General features: G+C 61.5%; 25 protein-coding genes. 11 read left to right on the forward strand and 14 right to left on the reverse strand.

The window, feature by feature from the left end; translation table 11 throughout:
• Nucleotides 1–12 precede the first annotated feature (12 nt).
• Both B2J77_RS19510 and B2J77_RS19515 read right to left on the reverse strand, forming a co-directional pair.
• A complete protein-coding gene (locus B2J77_RS19510; protein ID WP_058602973.1) occupies nucleotides 13–1,263 on the reverse strand; it encodes a sarcosine oxidase subunit beta family protein in 1,251 nt (416 codons plus the stop codon).
• 15 nt (nucleotides 1,264–1,278) lie between these two features.
• The gene (locus B2J77_RS19515) at nucleotides 1,279–2,532 is read right to left on the reverse strand and encodes a serine hydroxymethyltransferase (protein WP_078479258.1); all 1,254 of its coding nucleotides are present in this window, start codon (nucleotides 2,530–2,532) and stop codon (nucleotides 1,279–1,281) included.
• A gap of 382 nt (nucleotides 2,533–2,914) precedes the next feature.
• Between B2J77_RS19515 and B2J77_RS19520 the strand changes: the two genes are divergently transcribed.
• Together B2J77_RS19520 and B2J77_RS21555 are read left to right on the forward strand one after the other, a co-directional pair.
• Nucleotides 2,915–3,955: a low specificity L-threonine aldolase gene (locus tag B2J77_RS19520; protein ID WP_078479259.1), complete on the forward strand. Its 1,041-nt coding sequence runs from the start codon at nucleotides 2,915–2,917 to the stop codon at nucleotides 3,953–3,955.
• Between the two features lie 337 nt (nucleotides 3,956–4,292).
• Nucleotides 4,293–5,150, forward strand: coding sequence for an RHS repeat-associated core domain-containing protein (locus B2J77_RS21555; protein WP_078479260.1), 858 nt, complete (start codon nucleotides 4,293–4,295; stop codon nucleotides 5,148–5,150).
• Here B2J77_RS21555 and B2J77_RS19530 read toward each other — a convergent pair.
• From B2J77_RS19530 to gbcB, 3 genes are all read right to left on the reverse strand, one after another.
• Complete coding sequence (locus B2J77_RS19530; protein ID WP_058638087.1) at nucleotides 5,116–5,430, reverse strand: cell division protein ZapA; 315 nt, start codon at nucleotides 5,428–5,430, stop codon at nucleotides 5,116–5,118. The genes B2J77_RS21555 and B2J77_RS19530 overlap by 35 nt on opposite strands.
• Nucleotides 5,427–5,657, reverse strand: coding sequence for a hypothetical protein (locus B2J77_RS19535; protein WP_058638088.1), 231 nt, complete (start codon nucleotides 5,655–5,657; stop codon nucleotides 5,427–5,429). The genes B2J77_RS19530 and B2J77_RS19535 overlap by 4 nt, the downstream gene beginning before the upstream one ends.
• A gap of 180 nt (nucleotides 5,658–5,837) precedes the next feature.
• Nucleotides 5,838–6,938, reverse strand: a complete 1,101-nt coding sequence (gbcB, locus tag B2J77_RS19540; protein WP_058638089.1) for a glycine-betaine demethylase subunit GbcB — start codon at nucleotides 6,936–6,938, stop codon at nucleotides 5,838–5,840.
• 294 nt (nucleotides 6,939–7,232) lie between these two features.
• On the opposite strand from gbcB, the gene gbcA reads away from it, so the two are divergent.
• Entirely contained in the window at nucleotides 7,233–8,525 is a 1,293-nt protein-coding gene (gene gbcA, locus B2J77_RS19550) for a glycine-betaine demethylase subunit GbcA (protein ID WP_058638090.1), read from the forward strand.
• A 72-nt stretch (nucleotides 8,526–8,597) separates the two neighbouring features.
• On the opposite strand, the gene B2J77_RS19555 is transcribed toward gbcA, so the two are convergent.
• The 7 genes from B2J77_RS19555 to B2J77_RS19585 form a co-directional block, all read right to left on the reverse strand.
• Entirely contained in the window at nucleotides 8,598–9,425 is an 828-nt protein-coding gene (locus tag B2J77_RS19555; protein ID WP_078479462.1) for an RHS repeat-associated core domain-containing protein, read from the reverse strand.
• 177 nt (nucleotides 9,426–9,602) lie between these two features.
• Nucleotides 9,603–10,373 carry an electron transfer flavoprotein subunit beta gene (locus B2J77_RS19560; protein WP_058638091.1) on the reverse strand — a complete coding sequence of 257 codons (771 nt, stop codon included), beginning with the start codon at nucleotides 10,371–10,373 and terminating at the stop codon, nucleotides 9,603–9,605.
• A 10-nt stretch (nucleotides 10,374–10,383) separates the two neighbouring features.
• Nucleotides 10,384–11,616 carry an electron transfer flavoprotein subunit alpha/FixB family protein gene (locus B2J77_RS19565; protein WP_058602964.1) on the reverse strand — a complete coding sequence of 411 codons (1,233 nt, stop codon included), beginning with the start codon at nucleotides 11,614–11,616 and terminating at the stop codon, nucleotides 10,384–10,386.
• A complete protein-coding gene (dgcB, locus tag B2J77_RS19570; RefSeq protein WP_078479262.1) occupies nucleotides 11,616–13,571 on the reverse strand; it encodes a dimethylglycine demethylation protein DgcB in 1,956 nt (651 codons plus the stop codon). The genes B2J77_RS19565 and dgcB overlap by 1 nt, the downstream gene beginning before the upstream one ends.
• A gap of 206 nt (nucleotides 13,572–13,777) precedes the next feature.
• A complete protein-coding gene (dgcA, locus tag B2J77_RS19575) occupies nucleotides 13,778–15,838 on the reverse strand; it encodes a dimethylglycine demethylation protein DgcA (protein WP_027913555.1) in 2,061 nt (686 codons plus the stop codon).
• Between the two features lie 15 nt (nucleotides 15,839–15,853).
• On the reverse strand, nucleotides 15,854–16,384 hold the full coding sequence (locus tag B2J77_RS19580; protein ID WP_013970507.1) for a DUF5943 domain-containing protein: 531 nt from the start codon (nucleotides 16,382–16,384) through the stop codon (nucleotides 15,854–15,856).
• Nucleotides 16,385–16,461: 77 nt separating this feature from the next.
• On the reverse strand, nucleotides 16,462–17,439 hold the full coding sequence (locus tag B2J77_RS19585) for a dipeptidase (RefSeq protein WP_023532386.1): 978 nt from the start codon (nucleotides 17,437–17,439) through the stop codon (nucleotides 16,462–16,464).
• A 285-nt stretch (nucleotides 17,440–17,724) separates the two neighbouring features.
• On the opposite strand from B2J77_RS19585, the gene B2J77_RS19590 reads away from it, so the two are divergent.
• From B2J77_RS19590 to B2J77_RS19600, 3 genes are all read left to right on the forward strand, one after another.
• Nucleotides 17,725–18,126, forward strand: a complete 402-nt coding sequence (locus B2J77_RS19590) for a lysozyme inhibitor LprI family protein (RefSeq protein WP_078479263.1) — start codon at nucleotides 17,725–17,727, stop codon at nucleotides 18,124–18,126.
• A gap of 117 nt (nucleotides 18,127–18,243) precedes the next feature.
• A complete protein-coding gene (locus tag B2J77_RS19595) occupies nucleotides 18,244–18,960 on the forward strand; it encodes a hypothetical protein (protein ID WP_078479264.1) in 717 nt (238 codons plus the stop codon).
• Between the two features lie 58 nt (nucleotides 18,961–19,018).
• On the forward strand, nucleotides 19,019–19,570 hold the full coding sequence (locus B2J77_RS19600; protein WP_058638096.1) for a hypothetical protein: 552 nt from the start codon (nucleotides 19,019–19,021) through the stop codon (nucleotides 19,568–19,570).
• Here B2J77_RS19600 and B2J77_RS19605 read toward each other — a convergent pair.
• Nucleotides 19,567–20,523 (reverse strand): GlxA family transcriptional regulator, encoded by a 957-nt coding sequence (locus tag B2J77_RS19605; RefSeq protein WP_058638097.1) that lies wholly within the window; start codon nucleotides 20,521–20,523, stop codon nucleotides 19,567–19,569. The genes B2J77_RS19600 and B2J77_RS19605 overlap by 4 nt on opposite strands.
• Nucleotides 20,524–20,665: 142 nt before the next feature.
• Between B2J77_RS19605 and choX the strand changes: the two genes are divergently transcribed.
• The 5 genes from choX to B2J77_RS19630 all read left to right on the forward strand — a co-directional run bounded on the left by choX (nucleotide 20,666) and on the right by B2J77_RS19630 (nucleotide 24,643).
• Nucleotides 20,666–21,610 carry a choline ABC transporter substrate-binding protein gene (gene choX / locus B2J77_RS19610; RefSeq protein ID WP_058602960.1) on the forward strand — a complete coding sequence of 315 codons (945 nt, stop codon included), beginning with the start codon at nucleotides 20,666–20,668 and terminating at the stop codon, nucleotides 21,608–21,610.
• Between the two features lie 119 nt (nucleotides 21,611–21,729).
• On the forward strand, nucleotides 21,730–22,614 hold the full coding sequence (locus B2J77_RS19615) for a 3-keto-5-aminohexanoate cleavage protein (RefSeq protein ID WP_058638099.1): 885 nt from the start codon (nucleotides 21,730–21,732) through the stop codon (nucleotides 22,612–22,614).
• A gap of 18 nt (nucleotides 22,615–22,632) precedes the next feature.
• Entirely contained in the window at nucleotides 22,633–23,598 is a 966-nt protein-coding gene (locus B2J77_RS19620) for an L-carnitine dehydrogenase (RefSeq protein WP_078479265.1), read from the forward strand.
• A gap of 10 nt (nucleotides 23,599–23,608) precedes the next feature.
• Nucleotides 23,609–24,085, forward strand: a complete 477-nt coding sequence (locus B2J77_RS19625) for a thioesterase family protein (RefSeq protein WP_058638101.1) — start codon at nucleotides 23,609–23,611, stop codon at nucleotides 24,083–24,085.
• A gap of 300 nt (nucleotides 24,086–24,385) precedes the next feature.
• A complete protein-coding gene (locus tag B2J77_RS19630; RefSeq protein WP_023532364.1) occupies nucleotides 24,386–24,643 on the forward strand; it encodes a hypothetical protein in 258 nt (85 codons plus the stop codon).
• A gap of 94 nt (nucleotides 24,644–24,737) precedes the next feature.
• Here B2J77_RS19630 and B2J77_RS19635 read toward each other — a convergent pair whose 3' ends face one another.
• Nucleotides 24,738–25,844, reverse strand: a complete 1,107-nt coding sequence (locus B2J77_RS19635) for a GlxA family transcriptional regulator (protein ID WP_023532694.1) — start codon at nucleotides 25,842–25,844, stop codon at nucleotides 24,738–24,740.
• Between the last annotated feature and the right edge of the window lie 63 nt (nucleotides 25,845–25,907).

A 25,907-nucleotide genomic window follows, 5' to 3' on the forward strand; every position in this document is an offset into this window, starting at 1 on the left:
CGGTGTCTCCGGTTAGTGGGCGACGGCGGCAGCGCCGTGTTCGTCGATCAGGGCGCCGTTGTAGAAGCGGTCCATGGAGAACGGCGCGGCCAGTGGGTGCATCTCGCCCTTGGCCAGGCTCGCGGCGAAGACGTTGCCCGAACCTGGGGTCGCCTTGAAGCCGCCAGTACCCCATCCGCAGTTGAAGAACATGTTCTTGACCGGGGTCTTGGTGATGATCGGGCAGGCGTCCGGCGAGGTGTCGACGATGCCGCCCCATTGGCGGTTCATGCGTACACGCGAGAGGTTGGGGAACATCTCGACGATGGCCTGCAAGGTGTGCTCGATCACCGGGTAAGAACCACGCTGGCCGTAGCCGACCCAGCTGTCGATACCCGCACCGATCACCAGGTCACCTTTGTCCGACTGGCTGATGTAGCCGTGCACGGCGTTGGACATGATGACGCTGTCGATGATGGGCTTGATCGGTTCGGAAACCAGTGCCTGCAAGGGGTGCGATTCGAGCGGCAGGCGGAAGCCGGCCAGCTTGGCCATGTGGCCGGAGTTACCTGCCGTGACCACGCCCACGCGCTTGGCGCCGATGAAGCCCTTGGTGGTTTCCACGCCGATGACCGCGCCGTTTTCCTTGCGGAAACCCGTCACTTCGGTCTGCTGGATCAAATCCACGCCCAGGGCGTCGGCGGCACGGGCGTAACCCCAGGCCACGGCATCGTGACGGGCAACGCCGCCACGGCGCTGTACGGTAGCACCCAGGATTGGGTAACGGGTGTTCTTGGAGCAGTCCAGGTACGGAATCTCGGCCGCGACCTGGGCGGTATTGAGCAGCTCGCCATCGACGCCATTAAGGCGGTTGGCGCTGACCCGGCGTTCGGAGTCACGCATGTCCTGCAGGGTATGGCACAGGTTGTACACGCCGCGCTGGGAGAACATGACGTTGTAGTTGAGGTCCTGGGACAGGCCCTCCCACAGCTTCATGGCGTGCTCGTAGAGGTGGGCCGACTCGTCCCACAGGTAGTTGGAGCGCACGATGGTGGTGTTACGGGCGGTGTTGCCGCCGCCCAGGTAACCTTTTTCGATCACCGCGACATTGGTGATGCCGTGTTCCTTGGCCAGGTAGTAGGCCGTGGCCAGGCCGTGGCCGCCACCGCCGACGATGACCACGTCGTACACCTTCTTCGGTGTCGGCGTACGCCACATGCGCTGCCAGTTCTCGTGGTGGCTGAGGGAGTGCTTGAGAAGGCCGAAGCCCGAGTAACGTTGCATGGTGTGGGACTCCACTCAGCGGTAAACAGGGAAATCTGCGCACAGCGCCGCGACATTGCTGGCCACATCGGCTTCGACGTCAGCGTCACCGAGGTTGTCGAGCACGTCGCAGATCCAGCCGGCCAGGGCCACGCATTGGGCGACCTTGAAGCCACGGGTGGTGACCGCCGGGGTGCCGATGCGCAGGCCCGAGGTCACGAACGGCGATTGCGGGTCGTTGGGAACGGCGTTCTTGTTGACGGTAATGTGCGCGCGGCCCAGGGCAGCGTCGGCATCTTTGCCCGTCAGGCCCTGGCGAATCAGGCTGACCAGGAACAGGTGGTTGTCGGTGCCACCGGAAACCACGTCATAGCCGCGTTCGATGAACACCTGCGCCATGGCCTGGGCGTTTTCGATGACCTGCTTCTGGTAGCTCTTGAACTCAGGCTCAAGCGCTTCCTTGAAGCACACCGCCTTGCCGGCGATCACGTGCATCAGCGGGCCGCCCTGGGCGCCCGGGAAGACGGCAGCGTTGAGTTTCTTCTCGATCTCTTCGTTCGACTTGGCCAGGATCAGGCCGCCACGCGGGCCGCGCAAGGTCTTGTGGGTGGTGGTGGTCACCACGTCCGCGAACGGGACCGGGTTCGGGTAAAGGCCCGCAGCGACCAGGCCGGCCACGTGGGCCATGTCCACGAACAACAGCGCCCCGACTTTGTCGGCGATGGCGCGAAAACGCGGGAAATCCAGGGTCTTGGAGTAGGCCGAGAAGCCTGCGACGATCATTCTAGGCTTGTGCTCGACCGCCAGTCGCTCGACTTCGTCGTAGTCGATCAGGCCGGTATCGGTGTCGATGCCGTACTGCACGGCGTTGTACAGCTTGCCCGAAGACGACACCTTGGCGCCGTGGGTCAGGTGGCCGCCATGGGCCAGGCTCATGCCCAAAATGGTGTCGCCAGGCTGCAGCAACGCCAGGTATACAGCGCTGTTGGCCGAGGAGCCGGAGTGCGGCTGGACGTTGGCATAGTCGGCACCGAACAGCTGCTTGGCGCGCTCGATGGCCAGCGCTTCGACCTTGTCGACATGCTCGCAGCCACCGTAGTAGCGCTTGCCTGGGTAGCCTTCGGCGTATTTGTTGGTCAGGCCGCTGCCTTGGGCCTGCATCACGCGCTTGGACGTGTAGTTCTCCGAGGCGATCAGCTCGATGTGGTCTTCCTGACGCTGCTCTTCGGCACTCATCGCCGCCAGCAGTGCATCGTCGTAACCTTGAATCTGGTCTTGCTTGCTGAACATCTTGTATCTCCCGGCAGCGATCATTTTTTGTTCGGAGGGTTCACTTTGACCCTTTGTGGCGATGGTAGGGCTGGCCGGGGTGTGCCAGATGCCTGCGCACGCCTTGCAATGGCGCGTTTACGACATTGGTCAGCGTCCCGATCACACTGACCACACGTACGGCTTGCGTTGGGGGGCGCTGGCCTGAACACCCGCCAGGCCACGGCCCGTTTCTTCATCGGGCCAAGCTCACTGACCTGACGCTTCGGCACGCCTGCCTGGATTTGGATACAGCGAAGCCCGTGAACAAGTGCGCTTGAAACGCATGGGTATCGGGGTTGTATAGTCAACCGCTGAATCGATGGTTTAGAGTGCTGTCCTGCGTCGTTCACAGGACAGTGTCATGACAGATAAGAGCCAACAATTCGCCAGCGACAACTATTCCGGCATCTGCCCGGAAGCCTGGTCTGCGATGGAAAAAGCCAACCACGGCCACGACCGCGCCTACGGCGACGATCAATGGACGGCGCGCGCCTCGGAATACTTTCGGGCCTTGTTCGAAACCGACTGCGAAGTGTTCTTCGCCTTCAACGGCACCGCCGCCAACTCGCTGGCCCTGGCCTCGCTGTGCCAGAGCTACCACAGCGTGATCTGCTCGGAGACCGCGCATGTCGAAACAGACGAGTGCGGCGCCCCGGAATTTTTCTCCAACGGCTCCAAGCTGCTTACCGCCCCAAGTACCAACGGCAAGCTCACCCCCGAGTCGATCCGCGAAGTGGCGCTCAAGCGCCAGGACATTCACTATCCAAAGCCCCGCGTGGTCACGCTCACGCAAGCCACGGAAGTCGGCACCGTCTACCGCCCCGACGAACTCAAGGCGATCAGCGCCACCTGCAAGGAATTGGGCCTTAACTTGCACATGGACGGCGCGCGCTTTACCAATGCTTGCGCTTTCCTGGGCTGCAGCCCGGCCGAACTGACCTGGAAAGCCGGCGTCGACGTATTGTGTTTTGGCGGCACCAAGAACGGCATGGCCGTCGGGGAAGCCATCCTGTTCTTCAACCGGCAGTTGGCCGAAGACTTCGACTACCGTTGCAAGCAAGCCGGGCAATTGGCTTCGAAGATGCGGTTTCTGTCTGCGCCTTGGGTCGGGATACTCGAAGACGGCGCCTGGATGCGGCACGGCAAGCATGCCAACCACTGCGCCCAATTATTGGCATCACTGGTGAGTGATTTGCCAGGCATCGAGCTGATGTTCCCAGTGGAAGCCAACGGGGTGTTCCTGCAAATGCCCGAACCGGTGATCGAGGCCTTGCGAGGCAAGGGCTGGCGCTTCTATACCTTCATCGGCAGCGGCGGTGCGCGGTTCATGTGTTCCTGGGACACTGAAGAAGAACGTGTGCGCGAGCTGGCGGCAGACATCCGGGCCATCGCCGGCACTTGATACTTCTGCCAGTTTCTCCCTCCCGGACAGAACGATAGGCTGCTTGCACCTGGCCGGGGAATCACTCTTGTGAACTGGAGAAACGCGATCAATGTAAAAAATACCTTCAGTCATTCAATAACGATAAAAAAAATCGTGAAGGGCTTGTGGTTCAACACCCTCATCGGCAGCGACGGCGCAGGGTTCATGCGCGCTTGGGATAGGGAAGATGCGAGAGCTGGCAGTGGACATACGCAGCTTTGTCAGTCATTGACACAGGCGTACTGACAAATGTGCCAGTAGGTGGGCCGGTGCAGGGTTGTTATGGTGGGCGTACGGTCCCACGAAAGCACCCCTCATGCCAACCCGTTTATCACCAGCGTGTCCACGATCCACGTTGAGGCCCTCACCGGCCTTTACGCCATTCGGGTATAAGCCACCTCTGTGCAACATGCACATAGCCTTTGTCGGTGAAGTGCTGGACCCGGCAAGTTCTGCCTATTTGCTAGGTAACGGACGGCGGGCCTACTCCCCTTTGCTAATGAGGTTCCGATCCCCCGATCCGCTCAGCCCGATGGGGGCCGGTGGCCCCAACTGTTATGCGTACTGCACCAACGATCCGGTCAACTTCACAGACCCGTCTGGCCACGCACCGCTGCGCCGAAGTCCAGTAAATTCACAGCCTTCTCTTGTCCAGCATTACGCAGCGAGGGGGGCAAACGCGTTCGGCTCTGTGGTGGGTATGGGCATGTCATTCGCCGAGATAGCCATTGAGCACCGCCAACTGCAGCGTCAGCAGCCAGGGGCATCTTTTCCGGCCCTTCACAGGGCTCGCAGAATTGCGGGGTTTCATGCTCTGGCAACACCGGCAGTGTCGGATACCATCGAGTTGTTTTTGCCACCTGAGGCGGCGGACCGTACAGGTTTGGTCGACAATCTCGGCCTGGCCAGCGCCGGACTTTTCACAACAGAAGCGGCAGTAGCGTTAGGTTCGACGCTGCGCACTGAGGGCGTCGCAGGGCTAATACCCGGAATGCAGTCGCTCATCTACGCTGCCGGGGAAGTGACCTTGATCGGGCCCATAAAAGATGCTGCCATGCATGTTGGCCGTTATACCGTGAGGCGGGTGGGGCAATTGCTTTCGAACAGAAGGCAGCCCCCCCCCGGTATCGTACTGCAAACTATCCGAGGCCTTCGGGAGCCTGCAGAGTCTTGACGATCGCCTCGACGGTCGCATCAACCTTGGCCTGAGTCTGCTCCAACACTTGCTGATGTTCACGCTGCTGTTCGATCTGCCGCGAACACAGGTTCAGTGCTGCCAAGACCATGAGCTTGTCGCCGATGAGTGTCGGAAACTGGCGCTTGGTCTCAGCCAGCACTGCATTGAGCATGCGAGCAGCCTGGGCCAGGGTTTCTTCCTGACCAGCGGGTGCCTTGAGGGAATAGTCATTGCCCAGAATGGAAACGACATTGACCGGGCTTGAGTGGGAGGTCATGCGCCTACTGCACCCGCGTTGGCGCGTTCCAGCAGGGCCTGCAGGCGGGCGGCAGTGCTGCCGTTCTGCTCTTCCTGCTCCATCAGCGACAGCTGCAGGGTTTCGTTTTCTTCCTTTGCCTTGGCCAGTTCCTGGCCCAGGGCGGTGTTCTGCTCGGTGAGTTGAGCGTTTTTTTGCATCAGGTCGCTGACCAGCTGCTCGATTTGATTGAGGGAGGCTTCAAGCATGGGTCTATCTCAGGTTGTTGCGAGGGGCGCACACGATAAAGAAAAGTGCCGCCCATCGCCATTAAATATCGGATTCACAAGGTTTCCGCCCCGCAGATTGACAGGGTATCCACCTGCTTGTTCCGACCTGAGTCAACCACCGGTCAGTCAGGCTGCACAAACACAACCCCAGCCTGGCCCTCAATAATCGATGCGCACATCCCCTTTCGGCACGCTGCAGCACGACAGGATGTACCCCTCGGCTTCATCTTCCTCGGTGATACCGCCGTTGTGCTCCATTTCGACTTCGCCGCCCAGCTTGAGCACCTTGCAGGTACCGCAAATGCCCATGCCGCAAGCTTTCGGGATCATCAGGCCGACCTTGGCCGCTGCAGCGTGCACGGTTTCGCCGGGGGCGATGCGGATGCTCTTCTCGCTGCCGATGAACTCAACCAGGTTGAGGTCGGCGGCGTCCACTTCGGGTGCCTCGGCGGCCGCTTCGGCGTGTTCGACCGCATCGGCCTTGGCTTCGGCTGGCGTCGCCCCGAACGACTCCTCGTGGTAATTGTTCATGTCGAAGCCGACAGCCTCGAGCATGCGCTTGACCGCCGTCATGTAAGGGGTCGGGCCACAGCAGAACACCACACGCTCCATGTAGTCCGGCGCGATCAGCTCCATCAGCCGTTGGTTCAGGTAGCCACGGTAGCCCGCCCAAGGCTCGCCCAGGCCATGCTTCTCGCAGATGATGTGCAGGCTGAAATTGGGCACGCGGGACGCCATCTGCTCCAGTTCGCGATGGTAGATGATGTCCTTGGGTGAACGGGCACTGTGAACGAAGACCATGTCGACATTGGCGTTGGTGTCATAGAACCAGCGGGCCATGGACATGACCGGGGTGATGCCCACGCCGCCAGACAGGTACAGCACCTTGGCGCCTGGAAAATCGATGGCGTTGAACAGCCCCACAGGTCCGTGTACCGGCAGCTCGGCACCTTCGTGCATGGTGTCATGCAGGAAGTTGGACACCAGTCCGCCGGGTACGCGCTTGACCGTGATGGAGAAGCTGTAGGGCACCGATGGCGAGCTGGATATGGTGTAGGAACGCATCACCGGCTTGCCTTCGATTTCCAGCTCCAGGGTCACGAATTGCCCGGGCTTGAAGAAGAACATGATCGGCTGGTCTGCCATGAAGCAGAAGGTGCGCACGTCCCAGGTCTCCTGGATGACCTTGACGCAGCGCACGATGTGGCGGCCGTTGGCCCAGGTCTGGGTAGTGACCGGATTGAGGAAGGTTTCGGACATGTTCATCTCCAGCAGCCGACAGTTGGCCTTTTTATGGCTCGGATGATGCTCAAGCTTGCGACCTTGAACATTCCTGCCAGCGACATCGGCGTACTTATCGCGACCAGCCCCACACGACAAGGGTTGCGGCGTCGTAATTCAAATCGGCCATGTCGCCCATGGATACGGTTCACGCCGCCTTCGGACGCACACTCCACCGCAAAACAACACGCTGTTCATGGTTAACAGCCTTGCGGCACCACAACAACGATTAGCCACCTTTTGCCGGCCGCACACGGCCCCGAGGAATACACGATGGACGTCACCGCAACCCTGAGCCTGGGCGATCCACTTGAACCTGCACGCAAGGCGACTGCCCAGATGCTGCAGAACCGCGAGCGCACCTACTCGCTGCCCCAGCCGTTCTACACCGACGAGCGTCTGTTCCAGATCGACATGCAGGAGATTTTCCACAAGGAGTGGCTGATCGCCGGCATGACCTGCGAGATCCCGGCGAAGGGCAATTACCTCACGCTGCAGATCGGCAAGAACCCGATCATTGTAGTGCGTGGTACCGAGGGCAAGGTGCATGCGTTTCACAACGTGTGCCGTCACCGCGGCTCGCGCCTGTGCGTCAGCGAAAAAGGCAAGGTGGCCAAGCTGGTGTGCCCTTACCACCAGTGGACCTACGAGCTGGACGGCCGCCTGCTGTTCGCCGGCACCGAAATGGGCGCCGACTTCGACATGAACCAGTACGGCCTCAAGCCTGTGAACGTGAAGGTCGCTGGCGGCTACATCTTCATCAGCCTGGCGGAAAACCCACCAGCCATCGACGAGTTCCTGGCCACCCTTGACCACTACATGGAACCGTACGACATGGAAAATGCCAAGGTGGCGGTGCAGACCACCTTGATGGAAAAGGCCAACTGGAAGCTGGTACTGGAAAACAACCGTGAATGCTATCACTGCAATGGCTCGCACCCGGAGCTGCTGCAGACCCTGCTGGAATGGGACGACACCAACGACCCACGCGCCAGCCAGGAATTCAAGGACCACGTGGCCGCCTCTGCTGCCGCCTGGGAAGCCGAGAAGATCCCGTACCTGCACAAGAGCCACGGCCTGCGTAACCGTATCGTGCGCATGCCGCTGCTCAAGGGCACGGTCTCGATGACCATGGACGGCAAGCAGGCCTGCCAGAAGCTGATGGGCCGCATTAAGAACCCAGACCTGGGCTCGATGCGCATCCTGCACCTGCCGCACTCCTGGAACCACTGCATGGGCGATCACATGATCGTGTTCACCGTGTGGCCGATCAGCGCCCAGGAAACCATGGTCACCACCAAGTGGCTGGTGCACAAGGATGCCGTCGAAGGCGTGGACTACAACCCTGAGAACATGCGAAAGGTGTGGGACGCCACCAACGACCAGGACCGCCGCCTGGCAGAAGAGAACCAGCGAGGCATCAATTCCACGGCATACCAGCCTGGGCCTTACTCGAAGACCTACGAGTTTGGCGTGGTGAATTTCATTGACTGGTACAGCGGGCGCTTGCTGAACAACTTGGGGGCGGAGCCTGCTCCGTACTTGAAGGAAGTGCTAGCTCAGTAGTTATCAGATGGAGCAGTAGCGCGCTCTGCCTTTCACCGGCAGAGCGTGCTTGGCCTCGTGGCATTCTTAACGCTAGCTCTGCACGTCATAGGGGCGAGTACCCCAGGACCTTATCTTGGCCGCAGCTGATATGAACCCACGGCCAACAGTGGATAGCATCTCGTCCACCATCGTGACATCCATCAGCGTCTCGAAGGCTACTGTGGGAATTTCTCGCGGGTTAGCCCGCAAATAACCGACTACCTCGCGAGCAGCCGCAAAGTTACCGATCGAGCCGCCGCTCAGATTCGTGACTGCGTTCACGACGCCCAGTACATCCGTGGCCGATTGAAAAGTGGCAGTTGCACCTGTGAACGCGGCAGTGAGCTGACCCGCCACCCCTGCGCTTCCAGTGATGAAGAATTGCTGGTTTGCAACCCTGGAAGCCTGCGTCAACTCCGTATGATTGAGCGGACTTTCTCTGCTTGCATTGGTGCTTGCAGCCTTGAATGCGCTTCTACGCCCAACAACGTTCCTGGCGGTTCGCATCAATGAACCGAAGAGCGTTGCGCCGCTGGATGCAACACCAATGGTTCTGAGCAGAGCGCTCCAGAAAGCGCCATCCGGATCGTGGCGATTGACGGGATCACCACCGCAGTACCCGTATGCATTGATACCCCCCTTGCCAAATGGGCTCAGCGAGTCCGGGCTGGTGAAGCGCCCCAGCCTGGGACTGTAGAAACGACGACCGTTTCCTAGCGGATACTTAGCCGTCAGCGCATCCCTGAACTCACCACAGAACCCTATGCAGGTGGCCTGTGCCAAGCACCGGGCACCGTAGGGTGTGTAGGCAAGTGGCTTGCGGTGACTTTTTCCCGATACAGAATAAAGTCGGTCGGTGCTATCCAGAAGGGTCGCCATGATCACTCTGACTCGCTTGGCATACGCGTAGAGTAAGTGAGGATGCGGTGCTTGCGAACTGGCAGAAATGACAGGTAGTGAACGGCGCGTATCGTTCATTGTGAGAGCGGGCGAACCCGCGTTCACTGCCAGCTACTGCGCTGGATGCCTCGCGGGTTCAGTCATGTGGCATGCCCGTCAGCGCAGCACGCCTTCCTCCACCAATAGTTTCATGATGGCTTCAGCGCCTTCCTGCGGCGTAACGTCCTTCAGCACCTTGCCCCCGCCCCCACTGGCCTTGGCCGTTGCGGCCTTCATCCGGTCAGCGCCGCTCTTGGCCTTGATAACCTTCAAGCGCTTGGGTCGTGGACGCGCCGGCTGAAGGGCCTCTTCGCCCAACAGCTCATCCTCCACCACCTGTACGTCCTGCGCCGCCAGCACACCACGGCGCGCTGGCCCGAAGGCGCTTTGACGCGGCTTTGGCGCGGCGTTATCCACTGTCGCCACCATGGGTAGGCGTACTTTCAAACGCCGGCGCTGACCGCGCGGTAGCGCCTGCAACACCTGGGCAGTACCGTTCTCGATGGATTCCACCTCGGCCAGCCCCACCACCAACGGCCAGCCAAGTTTTTCGGCGAGCAGGAACGGCAGCATGCCCGACCCCTCCCCCGTCTCGGCCTGGCTGCCGGTAAGTACCAGTTGCGCACCGGCACCGCGCAGGTAATCGCCTAGTACTCCCAGCACATCGGCGCCTGCGGGTTGCTCAAGCACATCCAAATGTTCCAGGCCCATCCCCAGGTAACCGCGCAACGCTTCCTCACGGGGATCCCCTGCGTGCACGACTTGCAGGTCTTCGCCGGCCAGTTGCAGGCCCAACTCGACTGCCCGCGAGTCCTGCTCGGCGCGCCGCGTGCGACCGGAGCTTGGATGCGCACCGATCGAAACCAGGCTGATGACTTTCGTACTCATGCTCGTGCCCTTATGCCGCGTCACGCTGGGCGCCGTTGCGGAACTGCTCCACAGCGTCGATCAGTGCCTGAAGAATCGCCGCGCTGTCGCCAATCACCGACAGGTCGGCCCGTTTGATCATGTCGCAACCCGGATCCATGTTGATCGCCACCACTTTGTCGCACGCACCGATGCCCTGCAGGTGCTGGATCGCGCCAGAGATACCCACCGCCATGTACACCCGAGCCGTTACCCACGTACCCGTGGCGCCGACCTGGCGATCACGCGGCATGTGGCCATCATCCACCGCCACCCGCGATGCACCTTGGGTCGCGCCCAGTGCCGTGGTCGCCTTGTGGAACAAGGCCCAGTCCTTGACCCCGTTACCGCCGGATACGATGAACTCGGCTTCGGCCATGGCGATCTTGGCCGGGTCGACGGCCACCGAGCCCAGGTCCTCGATGCGCGAGATACTGCGCGCCACACTGCCGGACAACTCGACCGGCAAAGCCTCGTGACGGGTTTCGCTGACAGGCTCTGCACATTCGGCCGCAGCCAGGATCAGGCGTGGCAGCGCGCGTTGCATGTCTTGCTGGCCCGCACCGGCGCGGCCGATGCACTGCCCATCCTTGACCTGCCAGACGCGTGTTGCCGGGCGCTCGCCCAGCGCAGCACCCAGGCGTCGGCCGAGCTCGCCACCGCCGGTGCGGCTGTCTGGCAGCAGCCAGTGGCGCGGAGCGAACTGGTTGTCGACAGCGCGCAGGCCCTGCACCAACTGCTCCGGTGCATACCCTTGATACGCCTCGCCTTCGATGACCAGCAAGCGGTCCACACCTGCGCCGGCAAAGTTGGTTTCCTTGTGCTCGCCGAACACGATTGCCAGTACCGCACCGTCACTGCCCGCCAGCCCATGGGCTAGGCCCAGCAGGTCGCGGTCATGGCTACCCAGGCGCCCGCCGATCATGTCCGGTACTACGGCAATGTAGAACGCAGGCTCTGGCACCTGGTGCAGCGGCAACTGCACTTCGACCGCAGCGCTACGGCGTGCGCCACCACTGGTGCCCTGCTGGGCCCCCGAGCGGTCGATGCGCTTGAGCCCATTGGGGCCGATGAAGCCCGCTGCACTGGCGTGAGGGTTCTTGCGCACGAGGCCGTTGGGCCCCATCCAGCTGGTCTGTTGCGTCTGCATGGCTGCATGCAGCGGATGCAGGCGGTTACGGGCGATCCACTCGGCGCGAGGGTCGCGGCGGATGATGTCGCTCATCAATGCACCTCCGCAGGTTCACGTTTGGATTTCGCAGGCTTGGCAGCCGCTGGCTGGGCCTCTTCCTCGATCAGTACATCGGCCACCAGTTCGGCCAGGTCCTTGATCAGCGGCCGTGGCTCTACTACCCCTTCAAGCATGGCCGTGCACTGCGGGCAGCCCACGGCAACCACTTCGGCTTCGGTGGTGCGGATGTCGTCCATGCGCATGTCGGGAATACGCTGTTTGCCAGGGATGTCAGTGATCGGCGCACCGCCTCCCCCGCCACAGCAGCGTGAGCGAAAGCCCGAGCGCTCCATTTCGCGAACTTCGATTCCCAGCGCGCGGAGCACCTCGCGAGGCGCCTCGTACTCGCCGTTGTAGCGGCCCAGGTAGCACGGATCGTGGTAGGTGACGCTGCCGCCCTTGTGCTGCCCCAGGTTGAGTTTGTTGGCGCCAATCAGCTCGGCAATGTAGGTGCTGTGGTGCTGCACCTGGTAGTTGCCGCCCAGTGCGCCGTATTCATTCTTGAGCACATGGAAGCTGTGCGGGTCGCAGGTGACGATGCGCTGGAACTTGTACTTGGCCAGGGTCTGGATATTGCGTTTGGCCAGTTGCTGGAACGTCGCTTCGTCACCCAGGCGGCGCGCCACGTCGCCGCTGTCGCGCTCCTCCAGGCCCAGCACGGCGAAGTCCACACCCGAAGCCTTGAGTACCTTGACGAACGAACGCAGCGTGCGCTGGTTGCGCATGTCGAACGCGCCGTCGCCCACCCAGAACAGCACCTCGGTGCTCTTCACCTCGGACAGCAGCTTGAGGTTCAGGTCGGCAGCCCAGTTCATGCGGCCACCCGGTGCGAAACCACCGGGGTTGTCAGTGGCAATCAGGTTGTCGAGCACTTCGGCACCCTTGTTCGGGGTGGCGCCCTTTTCCAGGGTGAGGTGGCGGCGCATATCGACGATGGCATCGACGTGCTCGATCATCATCGGGCACTCTTCAACGCAGGCGCGGCAAGTGGTGCACGACCAAAGTGTCTCGGCATCCACCAGGCCGTTGACGATCGGCTGGTGCGGATGGCCACCATGCTCGCCAATCGGCTTGCCGGGGTAAGGGCTGCCGGCGAACTTGGCGTCAGTGCCACCGGCCAGGCCGATGACCATGTCCTGAATGAGTTTTTTCGGGTTCAACGGCTGCCCAGCGGCGAAGGCCGGGCACATGGCCTCGCACTTGCCGCATTGCACGCAGGCATCAAAGCCCAGCAGCTGGTTCCAGGTGAAGTCCACCGGCTTTTCCACGCCAAGCGGCGCACGTGGGTCTTCCAGGTCCAAAGGCTTGAGGCCGGTCGAGCGGCCGCCACCAAAACGCTCGGCGCGCCGGTGCCAGGCCAGGTGCAGGGCACCGGCGAAGGCGTGCTTCATGGGCCCGCCCCAGGTCATGCCGAAGAAGAGCTCCGACACGCCCCACAGCACGCCCAGGCCCAGAATGCCGACCATCACCCAGCCGCCCGTGTTGGCCGGCAGAATACCGGCCACCGGCAAGGTGGCGATGAAGAAGCTGGCAGCAAATACCAGCAGGCTCTTAGGCAGGCGCATCCACGGGCCCTTGGACAGGCGCGAAGGCGGGTTCAGGCGACGCTTGAAGACGAAGATGGCGCCGGTGAACATGATCACCGTGGCCAGCAGCAAGGCGTAACCCAGGACCTTGCTCTGCAGGCCGAAACCGTGCACCAGGATCGCCAGCAGCGCCGAGAGCACGAAACCACCAGCGGTGGCCACGTGGGTGTTGGACATGTACTTGTCGCGCTCGACCACATGGTGCAGGTCCACCAGGTAGCGGCGCGGCATGGCCAGCAGGCCGCCGATCAGGTCCACCTTGGAGGGCCGGCCACGGCGCCACATGTTCACACGGCGCAGCGCACCGAGCACGGCAAGCCCGAGCGCGGCGAACAGCAGGATGGGTAGAAGGGTGTTCAACATGGGAAGCTCCCACAACAGCTAGATTCTTGCGCCACCCCGAAGGCCAGCGCGGACCCCTGTAGGAGCGGCCTGTCGCCGCGAAAGGGCTGCGAAGCGGCCCCAGCATCCGTGGTACTGATCAAATGCTGGGGCCGCTTCGCAGCCCTTTCGCGGCGCAAGGCCGCTCCTACAGGGGGGCCAGTCCCGCTTTCAGAAAGGCGGTGCGATCAGAAGTCCTTGCACAGCCGCAAGGCATCGTAGATCGCCGCATGCACGTTACGCTGGGCCACACAGTCGCCGATGCGGTACAGCAGGTAGCCTTCGCCTGGCTGGCTCAGGATCGGCTGTGGCTTGATGGCGAACAGCGCCTCCACGTCGATCTGGCCCTTGTTGCGCGAGCCGTCCTTGAGGGCGTAGTACAGCTGCTCGTCCGGACGCACGCCGTTTTCCACCACCACCTGATCGACCACCCGCTCTTCCTTGGCGCCGGTGTACTCGTTCTCCAGCACAGCGACCAGCTTGTCGCCCTCGCGATAGACTTTCTCCAGCATCATGTCCCCGGTCATGATCACTTCCTTGGGGTACATGCTGCGGTAGTAGGTCGGGAAGGTCGTACCGCCCATGGCCACACCCGGCTTGATGTCGTCGGTGACGATCTCGACCTGGCTCCCCTTGTCAGCAATGAAGTCGGCCACCGACATGCCGGTGAACTCGCAGATGGTGTCGTACACCAGCACGTTCTTGCCCGGCGCGACCTTGCCATCGAGCACGTCCCAGCTGCTGACCACCAGCCCTTCTGCTGCACCCCAATGTTCGTTCTGCTCCAGGAACGAATGCCCGCCCACGGCCAGCACGATGATGTCCGGGCGCAGATCCTGGATGGTGTCTACATCGGCCGCGGTGCCCAGGCGCAGGTCCACCTTCAGGCGGGCCAGCTCCAATTGGTACCAGCGGGTGATACCAGCAATCTGGTCACGCTGCGGCGCCTTGGCCGCGATGGTGATCTGGCCACCGATCTGGTCGCGTTTTTCGAACAGAGTCACATCGTGGCCACGCTCGGCGGCCACGCGCGCCGCCTCCATGCCGGCAGGGCCGGCACCGACGATGACGACCTTGCGCTTGGCGCCGGTGGTCTTCTCGATGATGTGCGGCACACCCATGTACTCACGGGAGGTCGCGGCGTTCTGGATGCACAGCACGTCCAGGCCTTGGTACTGGCGGTCGATGCAGTAGTTGGCGCCGACGCACTGCTTGATCTGGTCGATCTGGCCCATCTTGATCTTGGCGATCAGGTGCGGGTCGGCCATGTGTGCACGGGTCATGCCGACCATGTCTACATAACCACCTTCGAGAATCCGGGTAGCCTGGTTTGGGTCCTTGATGTTCTGCGCGTGCAGGACCGGGACCTTGACCACTTCCTTGATGCCAGCTGCCAAATGTAGGAACGGCTCTGGCGGGTAGCTCATGTTCGGAATGACGTTGGCCAGGGTGTTGTGGGTATCGCAACCCGAGCCCACCACACCGATGAAGTCGAGCATGCCGGTGCCATCGTAGTAGGCAGCGATCTGCTTCATGTCTTCGTGGCTGAGGCCATCGGGGTGGAACTCGTCGCCGCAGATACGCATGCCCACGCAGAAGTCGTCGCCCACTTCGGCACGCACGGCCTTGAGTACTTCCAGGCCGAACTTCATGCGGCCTTCGAAGCTGCCGCCCCACTCGTCGGTACGCTTGTTGACGCGCGGGCTCCAGAACTGGTCGATCATGTGCTGGTGAACCGCCGACAGCTCGACGCCATCGAGGCCACCTTCCTTGGCACGGCGGGCCGCCTGCGCATAGTTACCGATCACACGCCAGATCTCTTCCACCTCGATGGTCTTGCAGGTGGCGCGGTGCACCGGTTCGCGGATGCCCGAGGGCGACATCAGGGTCGGCCAGTTGAAGCCATCCCAGCGCGAACGACGACCCATGTGGGTAATCTGGATCATGATCTTGGCGCCATGCTTGTGCATGGCGTCGGCCAGGTTCTGGAAGTGCGGAATGATACGGTCGGTGGACAGGTTGACCGACGACCACCATTCCTGCGGACTGTCGATGGCCACCACGGACGAGCCGCCGCAGATGGCCAAGCCGATGCCACCCTTGGCCTTCTCTTCGTAATACTTCACATAGCGGTCGGTCGTCATGCCGCCGTCAGTGGCGTAGACCTCGGCGTGCGCGGTGCTGAGCACGCGGTTGCGGACGGTCAGTTTGCCGATCTGGATCGGCTGGAACATTGCTTCGAATGCCATGACGCTATCTCCGGCTTACAACGGCTTCGTTACGAACAGGCCATCTTCGTGGCCTTCTTCCGACCCGCCATATACCTGCTCGGCAACAGTGCGGATCGAGCTGCCGCGGGCAGCGAGAATCTGGTCCATGGCACCGGCGAACCAGCCAGTGAACATGTAGTCGACCTTGCGGCCGCACTTGCCATAGACATAGACGAAAGCCGAGTGCTTGAGCTTGACGCTGCACGTGCCCTTGTCCAGGTCGATGTCCTGGATCTCGAACAGCCCCCAGCCGCGCTGGCTCAGGCGCTTCATGTAGTGCTCGAAGACCGCGACCCCTTCCAGGCCATGGCACTCGGCTTCCTTCTCGCACCAGTGCCACGCCGACTTGTAGCCCGCCTTGTAGAGAATTTCGGCGTACTTGTCGGCGCCCAGGACCTCTTCGATGCCCATGTGGTTGTTGACGAAGAAATGGCGTGGCACGTACAGCATCGGCAAGGCGTCGCTGGTCCAGACACCGGTCTCGCTGTCGACTTCGATTGGCAATTGCGGGGCGATCTTGGCCATGGAAACTCAACTCCAGAAAAAATTTTTATTGGGTTGCCCCGGCGATGCTGGCAGGGGCTTAAAGCTTGGAGAGCGGCTTATTCGCCCCAGACGTCTTTCAACACGTTGACCCAGTTCTCGCCCATGATCTTGCGAACCACGCGCTCGGAGTGGCCACGTTTGAGCAAGGTCTCGGTGAGGTTGGGGAACTCGCCCACGGTACGAATGCCCAGTGGGTTGATGATCTTGCCGAAGTTGGTCAGGCGACGGGCGTAGCCCTTGTCGTGGGTGAGGTATTCGAAGAATTCCTTGCCGTGACCTTGGGTGAAGTCGGTACCGATGCCGATGGCATCTTCACCCACGATGTTCATGGTGTACTCGATGGCCTCGGCATAATCGTCGATGGTCGAGTCGATCCCCTTGGCCAGGAACGGTGCAAACATGGTCACGCCAACGAAACCACCGTGGTCGGCGATGAACTTCAGTTCCTCATCGGACTTGTTGCGAGGGTGCTCCTTGAGGCCCGATGGCAAGCAGTGGGAGTAGCACACCGGCTTTTTCGATTCGAGGATGACTTCCTCGGAGGTTTTGGACCCGACGTGGGACAAGTCGCACATGATGCCGACGCGGTTCATTTCGGCAACGATCTCGCGACCGAAGCCTGACAGGCCGCCGTCGCGCTCGTAGCAGCCGGTGCCCACCAGGTTCTGGGTGTTGTAGCACATCTGCACGATGCCCACGCCCAGCTGCTTGAACACCTCCACGTAACCGATCTGATCTTCGAAGGCATGGGCGTTCTGGAAGCCGAAAAGGATACCGGTCTTGCCCAGTTCCTTGGCCTTGCGAATATCGGCGGTGGTGCGCACGGGCATCACCAGGTCGCTGTTCTCGCGGATAAGCTTCTGGCTGGCGGCGATCTGGTCGACGGTGGCCTTGAAACCTTCCCAAACCGACACGGTGCAGTTGGCGGCGGTAAGGCCACCTTTGCGCATATCCTCGAACAGCTCGCGGTTCCACTTGGCGATGATCAGGCCATCGATGACGATGCTGTCGGCGTGTAATTCGGCTGGGCTCATCAGGCGTCCCCTTTTATTGAATGGGCTGGCGCCAAACCTTGTGCCGGCGCTTTGGGGCCAGCATATGCCTGTGCCCCGAGGCGCCCCGATGCAAAAACGACAGGGGGTTTGCCGAAAGCGTCAATGCGCGACAACGCGCGCTCTGGCGCGGTCTGTGGCGATGAGACACAGTCTCGATAACGACCATGGAGGGTCCTTTGATGAACAATTTGCCCAGGTGATACCGTACGCGCCGAGAGTGCGCGAGAATCGTCGGCATTCGTCAGTCGATGGAGGAAACAGCGAATGAAAGCGATGGCAGCAGTGGTACTGCTGGCGGTGGTGGCGGCAGCCCAGGCCGGTGAGGAGGAAAATACCCCATGCGATAACGTCGAGACAGAGGCGCAAGCCCATGCCTGCGCAGCGTTCAACAAGCAAGCTTCCGAACGGGAGCTAAAATCGGCCTATGACGAACTTCTCCAGCGCGTTCACGACGCGTTTGACGACAAAGGCGGCATTGCAGCAACGATGATCGAGCGCTTGAAACAGGCTCAGGGGCTATGGACGCAGCTTCGCGATGCCGATTGCAAGGCGGAAACCTTCGCCCTGCCCACCAACGGCAAGGCTTACCAGGCAGCCTGGGACACCTGCGTCGCGCAGCGCACTGATGAGCGGTCCGAATACCTGCAATCGATTCTGCAACAGTAGAGTAGGACTGCCTGGTTAGGAAAAGTTTGCGGCTTATTCATCAAGCTGGCTCGTATCAAAGTGAGTGCCAAGTGCCCTTATCCAAGGCGCTTCACCCACTTAACAGGAGTCGCAGATATGACCGTGAACCTCACGAAAACCGACATGGACAGTGCCATCGCTGCCTTGAAGAAAGAAGGCGAAGAGCGGGCCGTCATGGTGGCAAACACTGTGTGCATCTTCGCACCAGACGTACCGGCCAGCGTCGCTGAAGACGTGCTGGACGGCATGCGCCTGATGAACCTGTCGGCGAACAAGAAGTTCGACAAGGAAACGCAGCAGCGCGAGTGGTACAACTTCTACAATGATGGGCTCGGCAAGTTCGGCTGGACGCTGACCGGCGCCGCCCATGTGGAAGAGGCTGTCGACAAGGACACCCATACCCTGGCAACCCTGGTGCCAGAAATCGTCTCGGTGCAGATTGGCCACAACCATCGTCTGAACCGCTGCGTCAAACGCTCTTTCGAAGTGATCGTCAAGACACCCAAGGCCCAGCAGTTGCTGGAAGAAAGCGCCGCGAGCGTTTCCGGTAAATCCAGCACCGTGCAGATTTCGACCTGCGAAATGTCGCCACAGGGGCTGCCGATCATGCACATGACCAGTGTTCAACTGAGCTACGACAAAGCCGAGAAGACTGCCGGCGCCACTGGCCGCACCCTCGACAAGTCCAATACCCGTGTGTATCGCGCCTCGCAGCAGGGTTCCTTCAGCATCCGCCACTTCAATGCCATGCGCGAAGCGGTCAGGCTGAAACTGGCCAGCCAGGCCGTCGATATTCTGGCCCTGGACATCTGAACAAGCCCTGGCGCCGCGCTGCGGCGCCAAGCTTCCCTGTTTGCCGAAGGCCTATCTAATGCCCATGGAAGTTGTCAGCCACCCTTACGAGGACCTGCAGGGCTGCCTGCGCGTGGCGCAGTTGGAAGCCAACCTTGTCCACAATCAACACCTGGACAGCCAACGCTGGTTCGAGCATTTTCTAACCAACCTGGAGCGCTACGGCGCCTTGTTATTCGAGCGGACCACCAGAACAATACCGTACGTGCCCACCGAGGCAGTTTTCGAAGACATCTTCTCAGGTTGGATCCCCGCTCCCCAAGGCAAGAATCTCAAGTTCCAACGTGTGGGCAACGACATTCTGCAGGGACTGAAGCAGCCAGACCCGGCCTTGTTGAAGATTCGATCGGCAAGCTCACACATGCTCATCGACTTCGACACTGACGAGGCGGCACGGCCCGTGGCCATCGTTCTGCACATGGCCTGCTCGACCAACCCAGATACGAGTCGAACCAAGGCGTTGCTTGAACTGGATCACTTGGGTATCCGGCTTGTCGATGAATACGCAGCGCTGTACAGAGACTGCGTAGAACGACGTCTCGAGGCGCATAGCAGCATCGATCACCTCTAATTCGGTGGAGACGACTTCACGAACTTGCGCTCTTCGCGTGGGCAGCACCCGAAGCGGCGCTTGTAACGTCGGGTAAAGTACGACGGCAGTTCAAAACCGCATGCCACGCTGACCTGGGTGATCGTCATCTGGGTCTGGCGCAGCAACTGGCGAGCCTTGTCCAGGCGCAGGCCAAGGTAAAAACCGCTGGGCGTATCGTTGAGATGCAACCTGAACAGGCGCTCCATCTGACGACGCGTGATCATCACGCGCGCGGCCAATTCTGTTGTACCAAGCGGGTGTTCGGTATGCTTTTCCATCTCTGTGATCACCTGCACCAGCTTGCGGTTGCTGATGCCATAGCGTGCAGCAATCTGCATGCGCTGATGATCTTGGCGCGGTCGAATACGGCTCAACACGAACTGCTCGGAAACTTGCACAGCGAGCTCGGCGCCATGCGCCTGGGCGATCAGATCGAGCATCAAGTCGATCGAAGCGGTCCCGCCCGCACAGGTGATGCGTTGCCGATCAATTTCGAACAGCTCCTGGGTGGCATGCAGGCTGGGATAGTTTTCCCTGAACGCATCCAGCGCCTCCCAATGCACGGTCGCACGATGACCATCGAGCAAGCCTGCCTCGGCCAGCACCACAGCGCCGGTATCGATACCGCCTAGCATGACGCCCTCGTGAGCCAGGCGGCGCAGGCTTTGCTGAAGCTTTGGGGCGTAGCAGCCCAGGGGTTCGAAGCCTGCCACGATCAGCAATGTACTGCAGGGCGTTTGCGCGCCCAACGCTGCATCGGCATTGACTGACATGCCGTTGCTGGCGTTCACGGCGCTCCCATCCAGGCTCAATACCTGCCAGTGGTATGCCTGGGCTTTGAACCTGTTGGCCACGCGCAGGGGCTCCAGGGCACTGATGAACCCCATGGCGGAGAAACCGGGTAACAACAGAAAGTGGATGATCTGCGCCATGGCATGCTCCAGCGAACAGGTCGCCTGCGTGCAAATGTTGGTCGCCGGCGTGCGATTTTCAATAGTGCCACCAGCGTAGCGTGTTCACACGGTCCGCAGAGGCCGCCCCCATAAAAATATGCACTGCCGATGGAGAGCCACCATGCACAGCTTGATCCGCCGCAGCCTGTTGACCTTGGCCCTGACCAGCCTTGCTACCCCCTCGCTTTACGCCGCCGATGCCGCTGCTTGCAAGAATGTCCGTCTGGGTGTGGTCAACTGGACCGATGTGATCGCGACCAGCGCCATCGCCCAGGCTTTGTTCGATGGCCTGGGTTACACCACCAAGCAAACCAGCGCGTCGCAGCAGATCATCTTCGCTGGCATTCGCGACAAACGCCTGGACATGTTCCTGGGCTACTGGAACCCGATCATGACCCAGACCATCACCCCCTTCATCGATGCCGGGCAGGTCAAGGTCATGGACAAGGCCAGCCTCGAAGATGCCCGGGCCACCTTGGCAGTGCCCAAATACCTGGCCGACAAGGGGCTGCGCACCTTCGCCGACATCCATAAATTCGAGAAGGAGCTTGGAGGCAAGCTCTATGGCATCGAGCCGGGTTCGGGCGCCAACACCCAAATCAAGGCCATGATTGCCAAGAACCAGTTCGGCCTGGGCAAATTCCAGCTGGTCGAGTCCAGCGAAGCGGGCATGCTGGCCGCCGTGGACCGGGCAGTACGGCGCAAGGAAGCCGTGGTGTTCTTCGGCTGGACCCCACACCCCATGAACGTGAACATCGACATGGTGTACCTCGGGGACAGCCAGGACGCGCTCGGCCCGGACGAAGGCCGCGCGACGGTGTGGACCGTCACCGCACCCGATTATGCAGCGCGCTGCCCCAATGCCAACCGCCTGCTGGCCAACCTGAGCTTCAGCGCCGAAGACGAGAGCCGCATGATGCAGCCATTGCTCGATCACAAGGACGCGCTGGAATCGGCGCGCCAATGGCTCAAAGATCACCCCGAGGACAAGGCCCGCTGGCTTGAGGGTGTAACCACCTTCGATGGCAAGCCGGCCGCCGACAATCTCAAGCTTACCGCCAACTGAAACCGACCCATCACCGACAAACCAGCCCCTACAGATCCACGGACACCAAGGTTCGTCCAGAACCTTGCAGGGGTCGGCTTGCCGGCGAAAAGCCCACAACAGATCGCACAGGATCCCCCATGAACCACGACGTCATCATTACGTGCGCCCTGACCGGCGCCGGCGACACTGCCTCAAAAAGCCATCTGGTCCCCGTCACGCCGAAGCAGATCGCTGCAGCGGCCGTGGAAGCCGCCAAGGCCGGCGCCACAGTGGTCCACTGCCACGTACGCGACCCGCAGACGGGGCGCTTCAGCCGTGATGTCGCCCTGTATCGCGAAGTCATGGAGCGCATTCGCGAAGCCGACGTGGACATCATCGTCAACCTCACTGCCGGCATGGGCGGCGACCTGGAAATCGGGCCCGATGAAAACCCCATGGCATTCGGGCAGGGCACTGACCTGATCGGCCCGCTCGAACGCCTGGCCCACGTCGAGGCGTTATTACCGGAAATCTGCACCCTGGACTGCGGCACCCTCAATTTCGGTGACGGCAATTCCATCTACGTTTCCACGCCCGCGCAACTACGCGCCGGTGCCCGGCGCATTACGGAGCTGGGGGTCAAGGCAGAGCTGGAAATTTTCGATACCGGCCACCTGTGGTTCGCCAAGCAAATGATGAAGGAAGGGCTGCTCGACAACCCCTTGTTCCAGCTGTGCCTGGGAATACCGTGGGGCGCACCGGCTGACACCACCACCATGAAAGCTATGGTCGATAACCTGCCCGCCGATGTCACCTGGGCCGGCTTTGGCATCGGCCGCATGCAGATGCCCATGGCCGCGCAGGCCGTGTTGCTCGGCGGTAACGTGCGAGTCGGCCTGGAAGACAACCTGTACCTGGACCGTGGCGTACTGGCGAGCAACGGCCAGTTGGTCGAGCGCGCGGTAGAGATCATTTCGCGCCTGGGTGCCCGTGTCCTGAGCCCCGCAGAAGGCCGGGCAAAGATGAACCTGAACCGTCGCTGATCGCTTCTGGAGACCTGCATGACCTTCATCACTGACATCAAGACATTTGCCGCGTTGGGCAGCGGCGTGATCGGCAGCGGCTGGGTTGCACGCACCCTCGCCCATGGCCTGGACGTGATCGCCTGGGACCCGGCGCCAGGCGCCGAACAGGCCCTGCGCAAACGCATCGCCAACGCCTGGCCTGCCTTGGAGAAACAGGGCCTTGCGCCAGGCGCATCGCAAGCCCGCCTGACCTTTGTCGACACCGTTGAAACGTGCGTGCGCGAGGCTGATTTCATCCAGGAAAGCGCGCCTGAGCGGCTGGACCTGAAGCTCGATTTGCATGCACGGATCAGCGCCGCTGCCAAACCCGATGCAATTATTGCCAGCAGCACGTCGGGCTTGTTGCCCAGCGAGTTCTACGCCTCGGCCGTTCACCCTGAGCGCTGTGTGGTAGGCCATCCTTTCAACCCGGTGTACCTGCTGCCATTGGTCGAGATCGTCGGCGGCAAGCAGACTGCGCCGCAGGCCATCGAGGCGGCCAGCACTGTTTATACCGCCCTTGGCATGCGGCCACTGCACGTACGCAAGGAAGTCCCCGGTTTCATCGCCGACCGGTTACTCGAAGCGCTGTGGCGCGAGGCGCTGCACCTGGTCAACGACGGGGTCGCCACCACGGGTGAAATCGACGACGCCATCCGTTTTGGCGCGGGCCTGCGCTGGTCGTTCATGGGCACCTTCCTGACCTACACCCTGGCCGGTGGCGATGCCGGCATGCGTCACTTCATGTCGCAATTCGGGCCGGCACTGAAGCTGCCGTGGACCTACCTGCCGGCGCCTGAGCTGACCGACAAACTGATCGACGATGTGGTGGAGGGTACGTCGCAGCAACTGGGTGATCGCAGCATCGCCGCGCTGGAACGCTACCGGGATGACACGCTGCTGGCGGTGCTGGAAGCGGTGACCACCAGCAAGGCCAACCATGGCATGTCGTTCAGCGACTGAGGAGAGCACGATGCCTGCATTGATCACCTACCGGACCCAAGTGCTGGAAGACTGGGTCGATTACAACGGTCACCTGCGTGATGCGTTCTACCTGCTGATATTCAGCTACGCCACCGACGCGCTGATGGAGCGCATTGGGCTGGATGCCGAAAGCCGTGGGCAGGGTGGCAACTCTCTGTTCACGCTCGAGGCGCACATCAACTACTTGCACGAGGTAAAGCTCGGCACCGAGGTGTGGGTGCAGACGCACATCGTCGGTTTTGACCGCAAGCGCCTGCATGTCTACCACAGCCTGCACCGCGCGGGGTTTGGAGATCCATTGGCGGCGAGCGAACAGATGCTGCTGCATGTGGACCTCGCGGGGCCGAAATCCGCACCCTTCAGTCAGCGCAGCAGCGCTGCCCTGGCCGCCACCCTCAATGCTCAGGGGCCTGTACCGGCCAACGCCTATACCGGGCGGGTGATCCGCCTTCCAGCGAACGGCTAGGGTCTTGCGAGCGATTGAAAATGGATAGGTGATCTGCAAAAAAATAACCCCGGAAAGCCGTGAGCATCCGGGGCCAAGAGCGAGCAACATCCACTGTGCACGAGTGAGGGTGACCAAACCCTCCGTAGCGGTAGATGACTAGAGTGTGCGCAGTTCCTGGGCAGCGGATTTAGCCGGAAACGACCTGTTCATAGCCAAAGCGGCCACTCTGCCCTTTCGAGGTTGCGAGCATGACGGCGGCGCCACAGAATCGGTCGTGATCACTGCAGCACTCTCTATGCGATAAAAGGGACAACAGCCATGATGCATGCCGATTTGATTGATCAAGACGACCTGGCGGGCCACCTGCGGGCACGCGGGTTCGACATTCCGGCCGGTGCCAGCGCCGAGCAGGCGTGTGAGGCCGTAGTACGCGGGCTCACCGAACCGAATGCGCGGGCGCTCAAGGGGATGGTCGAGCAGATGTACGCGGGCAGCGCCACCCTGTTACCGGCCGTGCGGCAGGCGATTGATAAACAGCTGCTGCCAGCCTTGGCGCAATTCAACAAGCGCGCCTGAGCGATTGCTCCGATGCCGGCGTGATCGTCGGCAAGCCGGCCCCTAGAGGGGCCGCGCGATGCCGGCGAACGGGCTGCAGCGCAGCCCTGAACCCTTAGAGCCTTACACTGGCAAACGTTGACTCATTACGCGCCTGGCTCAATGCCGCCATCGGACCACTGTGGGGCGACAGGGTGATGGCCTGTGGAATCGGCATCATCGCCACCTGCTGGGTGGTATTGGAGCCAACACGCTCGTCGCGCGGTGGAATGCCGAAGTATTCGCGGTAGCACTTGGAGAAGTGCGGCGTGGACACGAAGCCGCAGACCGAAGCCACCTCGATGATCGACATCGGCGTCTGCTTGAGCAACTGGCGTGCGCGTATCAGCCGCAGCTTGAGGTAATAGCGCGAGGGCGAGCAGTGCAGATACTTCTGGAACAGCCGCTCCAGCTGCCGACGCGACACGGATACGTAGACGGCGAGTTCGTCCAGGTCGATCGGCTCCTCGAGGTTGGCTTCCATCAGGGCGACGATTTCCTGCAGTTTCGGCTGATTGGTGCCCAGCATGTGCTTGAGCGGTACGCGCTGGTGATCCTGCTCGTTACGGATGCGCTCGTAGACGAACATCTCGGAAATGGCCGCCGACAATTCCCGACCATGATCGCGGCTGATCAAGTGCAGCATCATGTCCAACGGCGCGGTGCCGCCAGAGCTGGTGAAGCGGTTGCGGTCGAGCGTGAACAGGCGCGTGCTCATGTTGACCCGTGGGTAGGCCTCTTGCATGGCCGCCAGGCATTCCCAGTGCACGCTGCAATCGAAGCCGTCGAGCAGGCCGGCACAGGCCAGCGCCCAGCTGCCGGTGCACACCGCCCCAAGGCGGCGCGACTGGCGAGCCTGGGCTTGCAGCCAGGTCACGTGCTCACGCGTCACGGTGCGCTGGATACCCACACCGCCACAGACGATGACCGTGTCCATGGGGGGCGCGCTGTGCATGGCGGCATCGGGTGTGATCTGCAAGCCGTCGCTGGCCCAGACCTGGCCGCCATCGACGGTCAGGGTATGCCAGCGGTACAGCTCGCGGCCGGACAGCTGGTTGGCCATGCGCAGGGGCTCGACCGCCGACGCCAGAGAAATGAGGGTGAAGTTGTCCAGGAGAAGAAACCCGATGGACTGGGGGGTTGTGCGGTTCTGGGTTGGGTTCCCGGAGGTGTACGACGTCATCGCGATTTCTCCTCACACAAATGCAGGGCGTGCCTCAGGCGGACACTGATTTCTTGTTATTGC

This window comes from Pseudomonas parafulva (genome assembly GCF_002021815.1).
Taxonomy (GTDB): Bacteria; Pseudomonadota; Gammaproteobacteria; order Pseudomonadales; family Pseudomonadaceae; genus Aquipseudomonas; species Aquipseudomonas parafulva_B.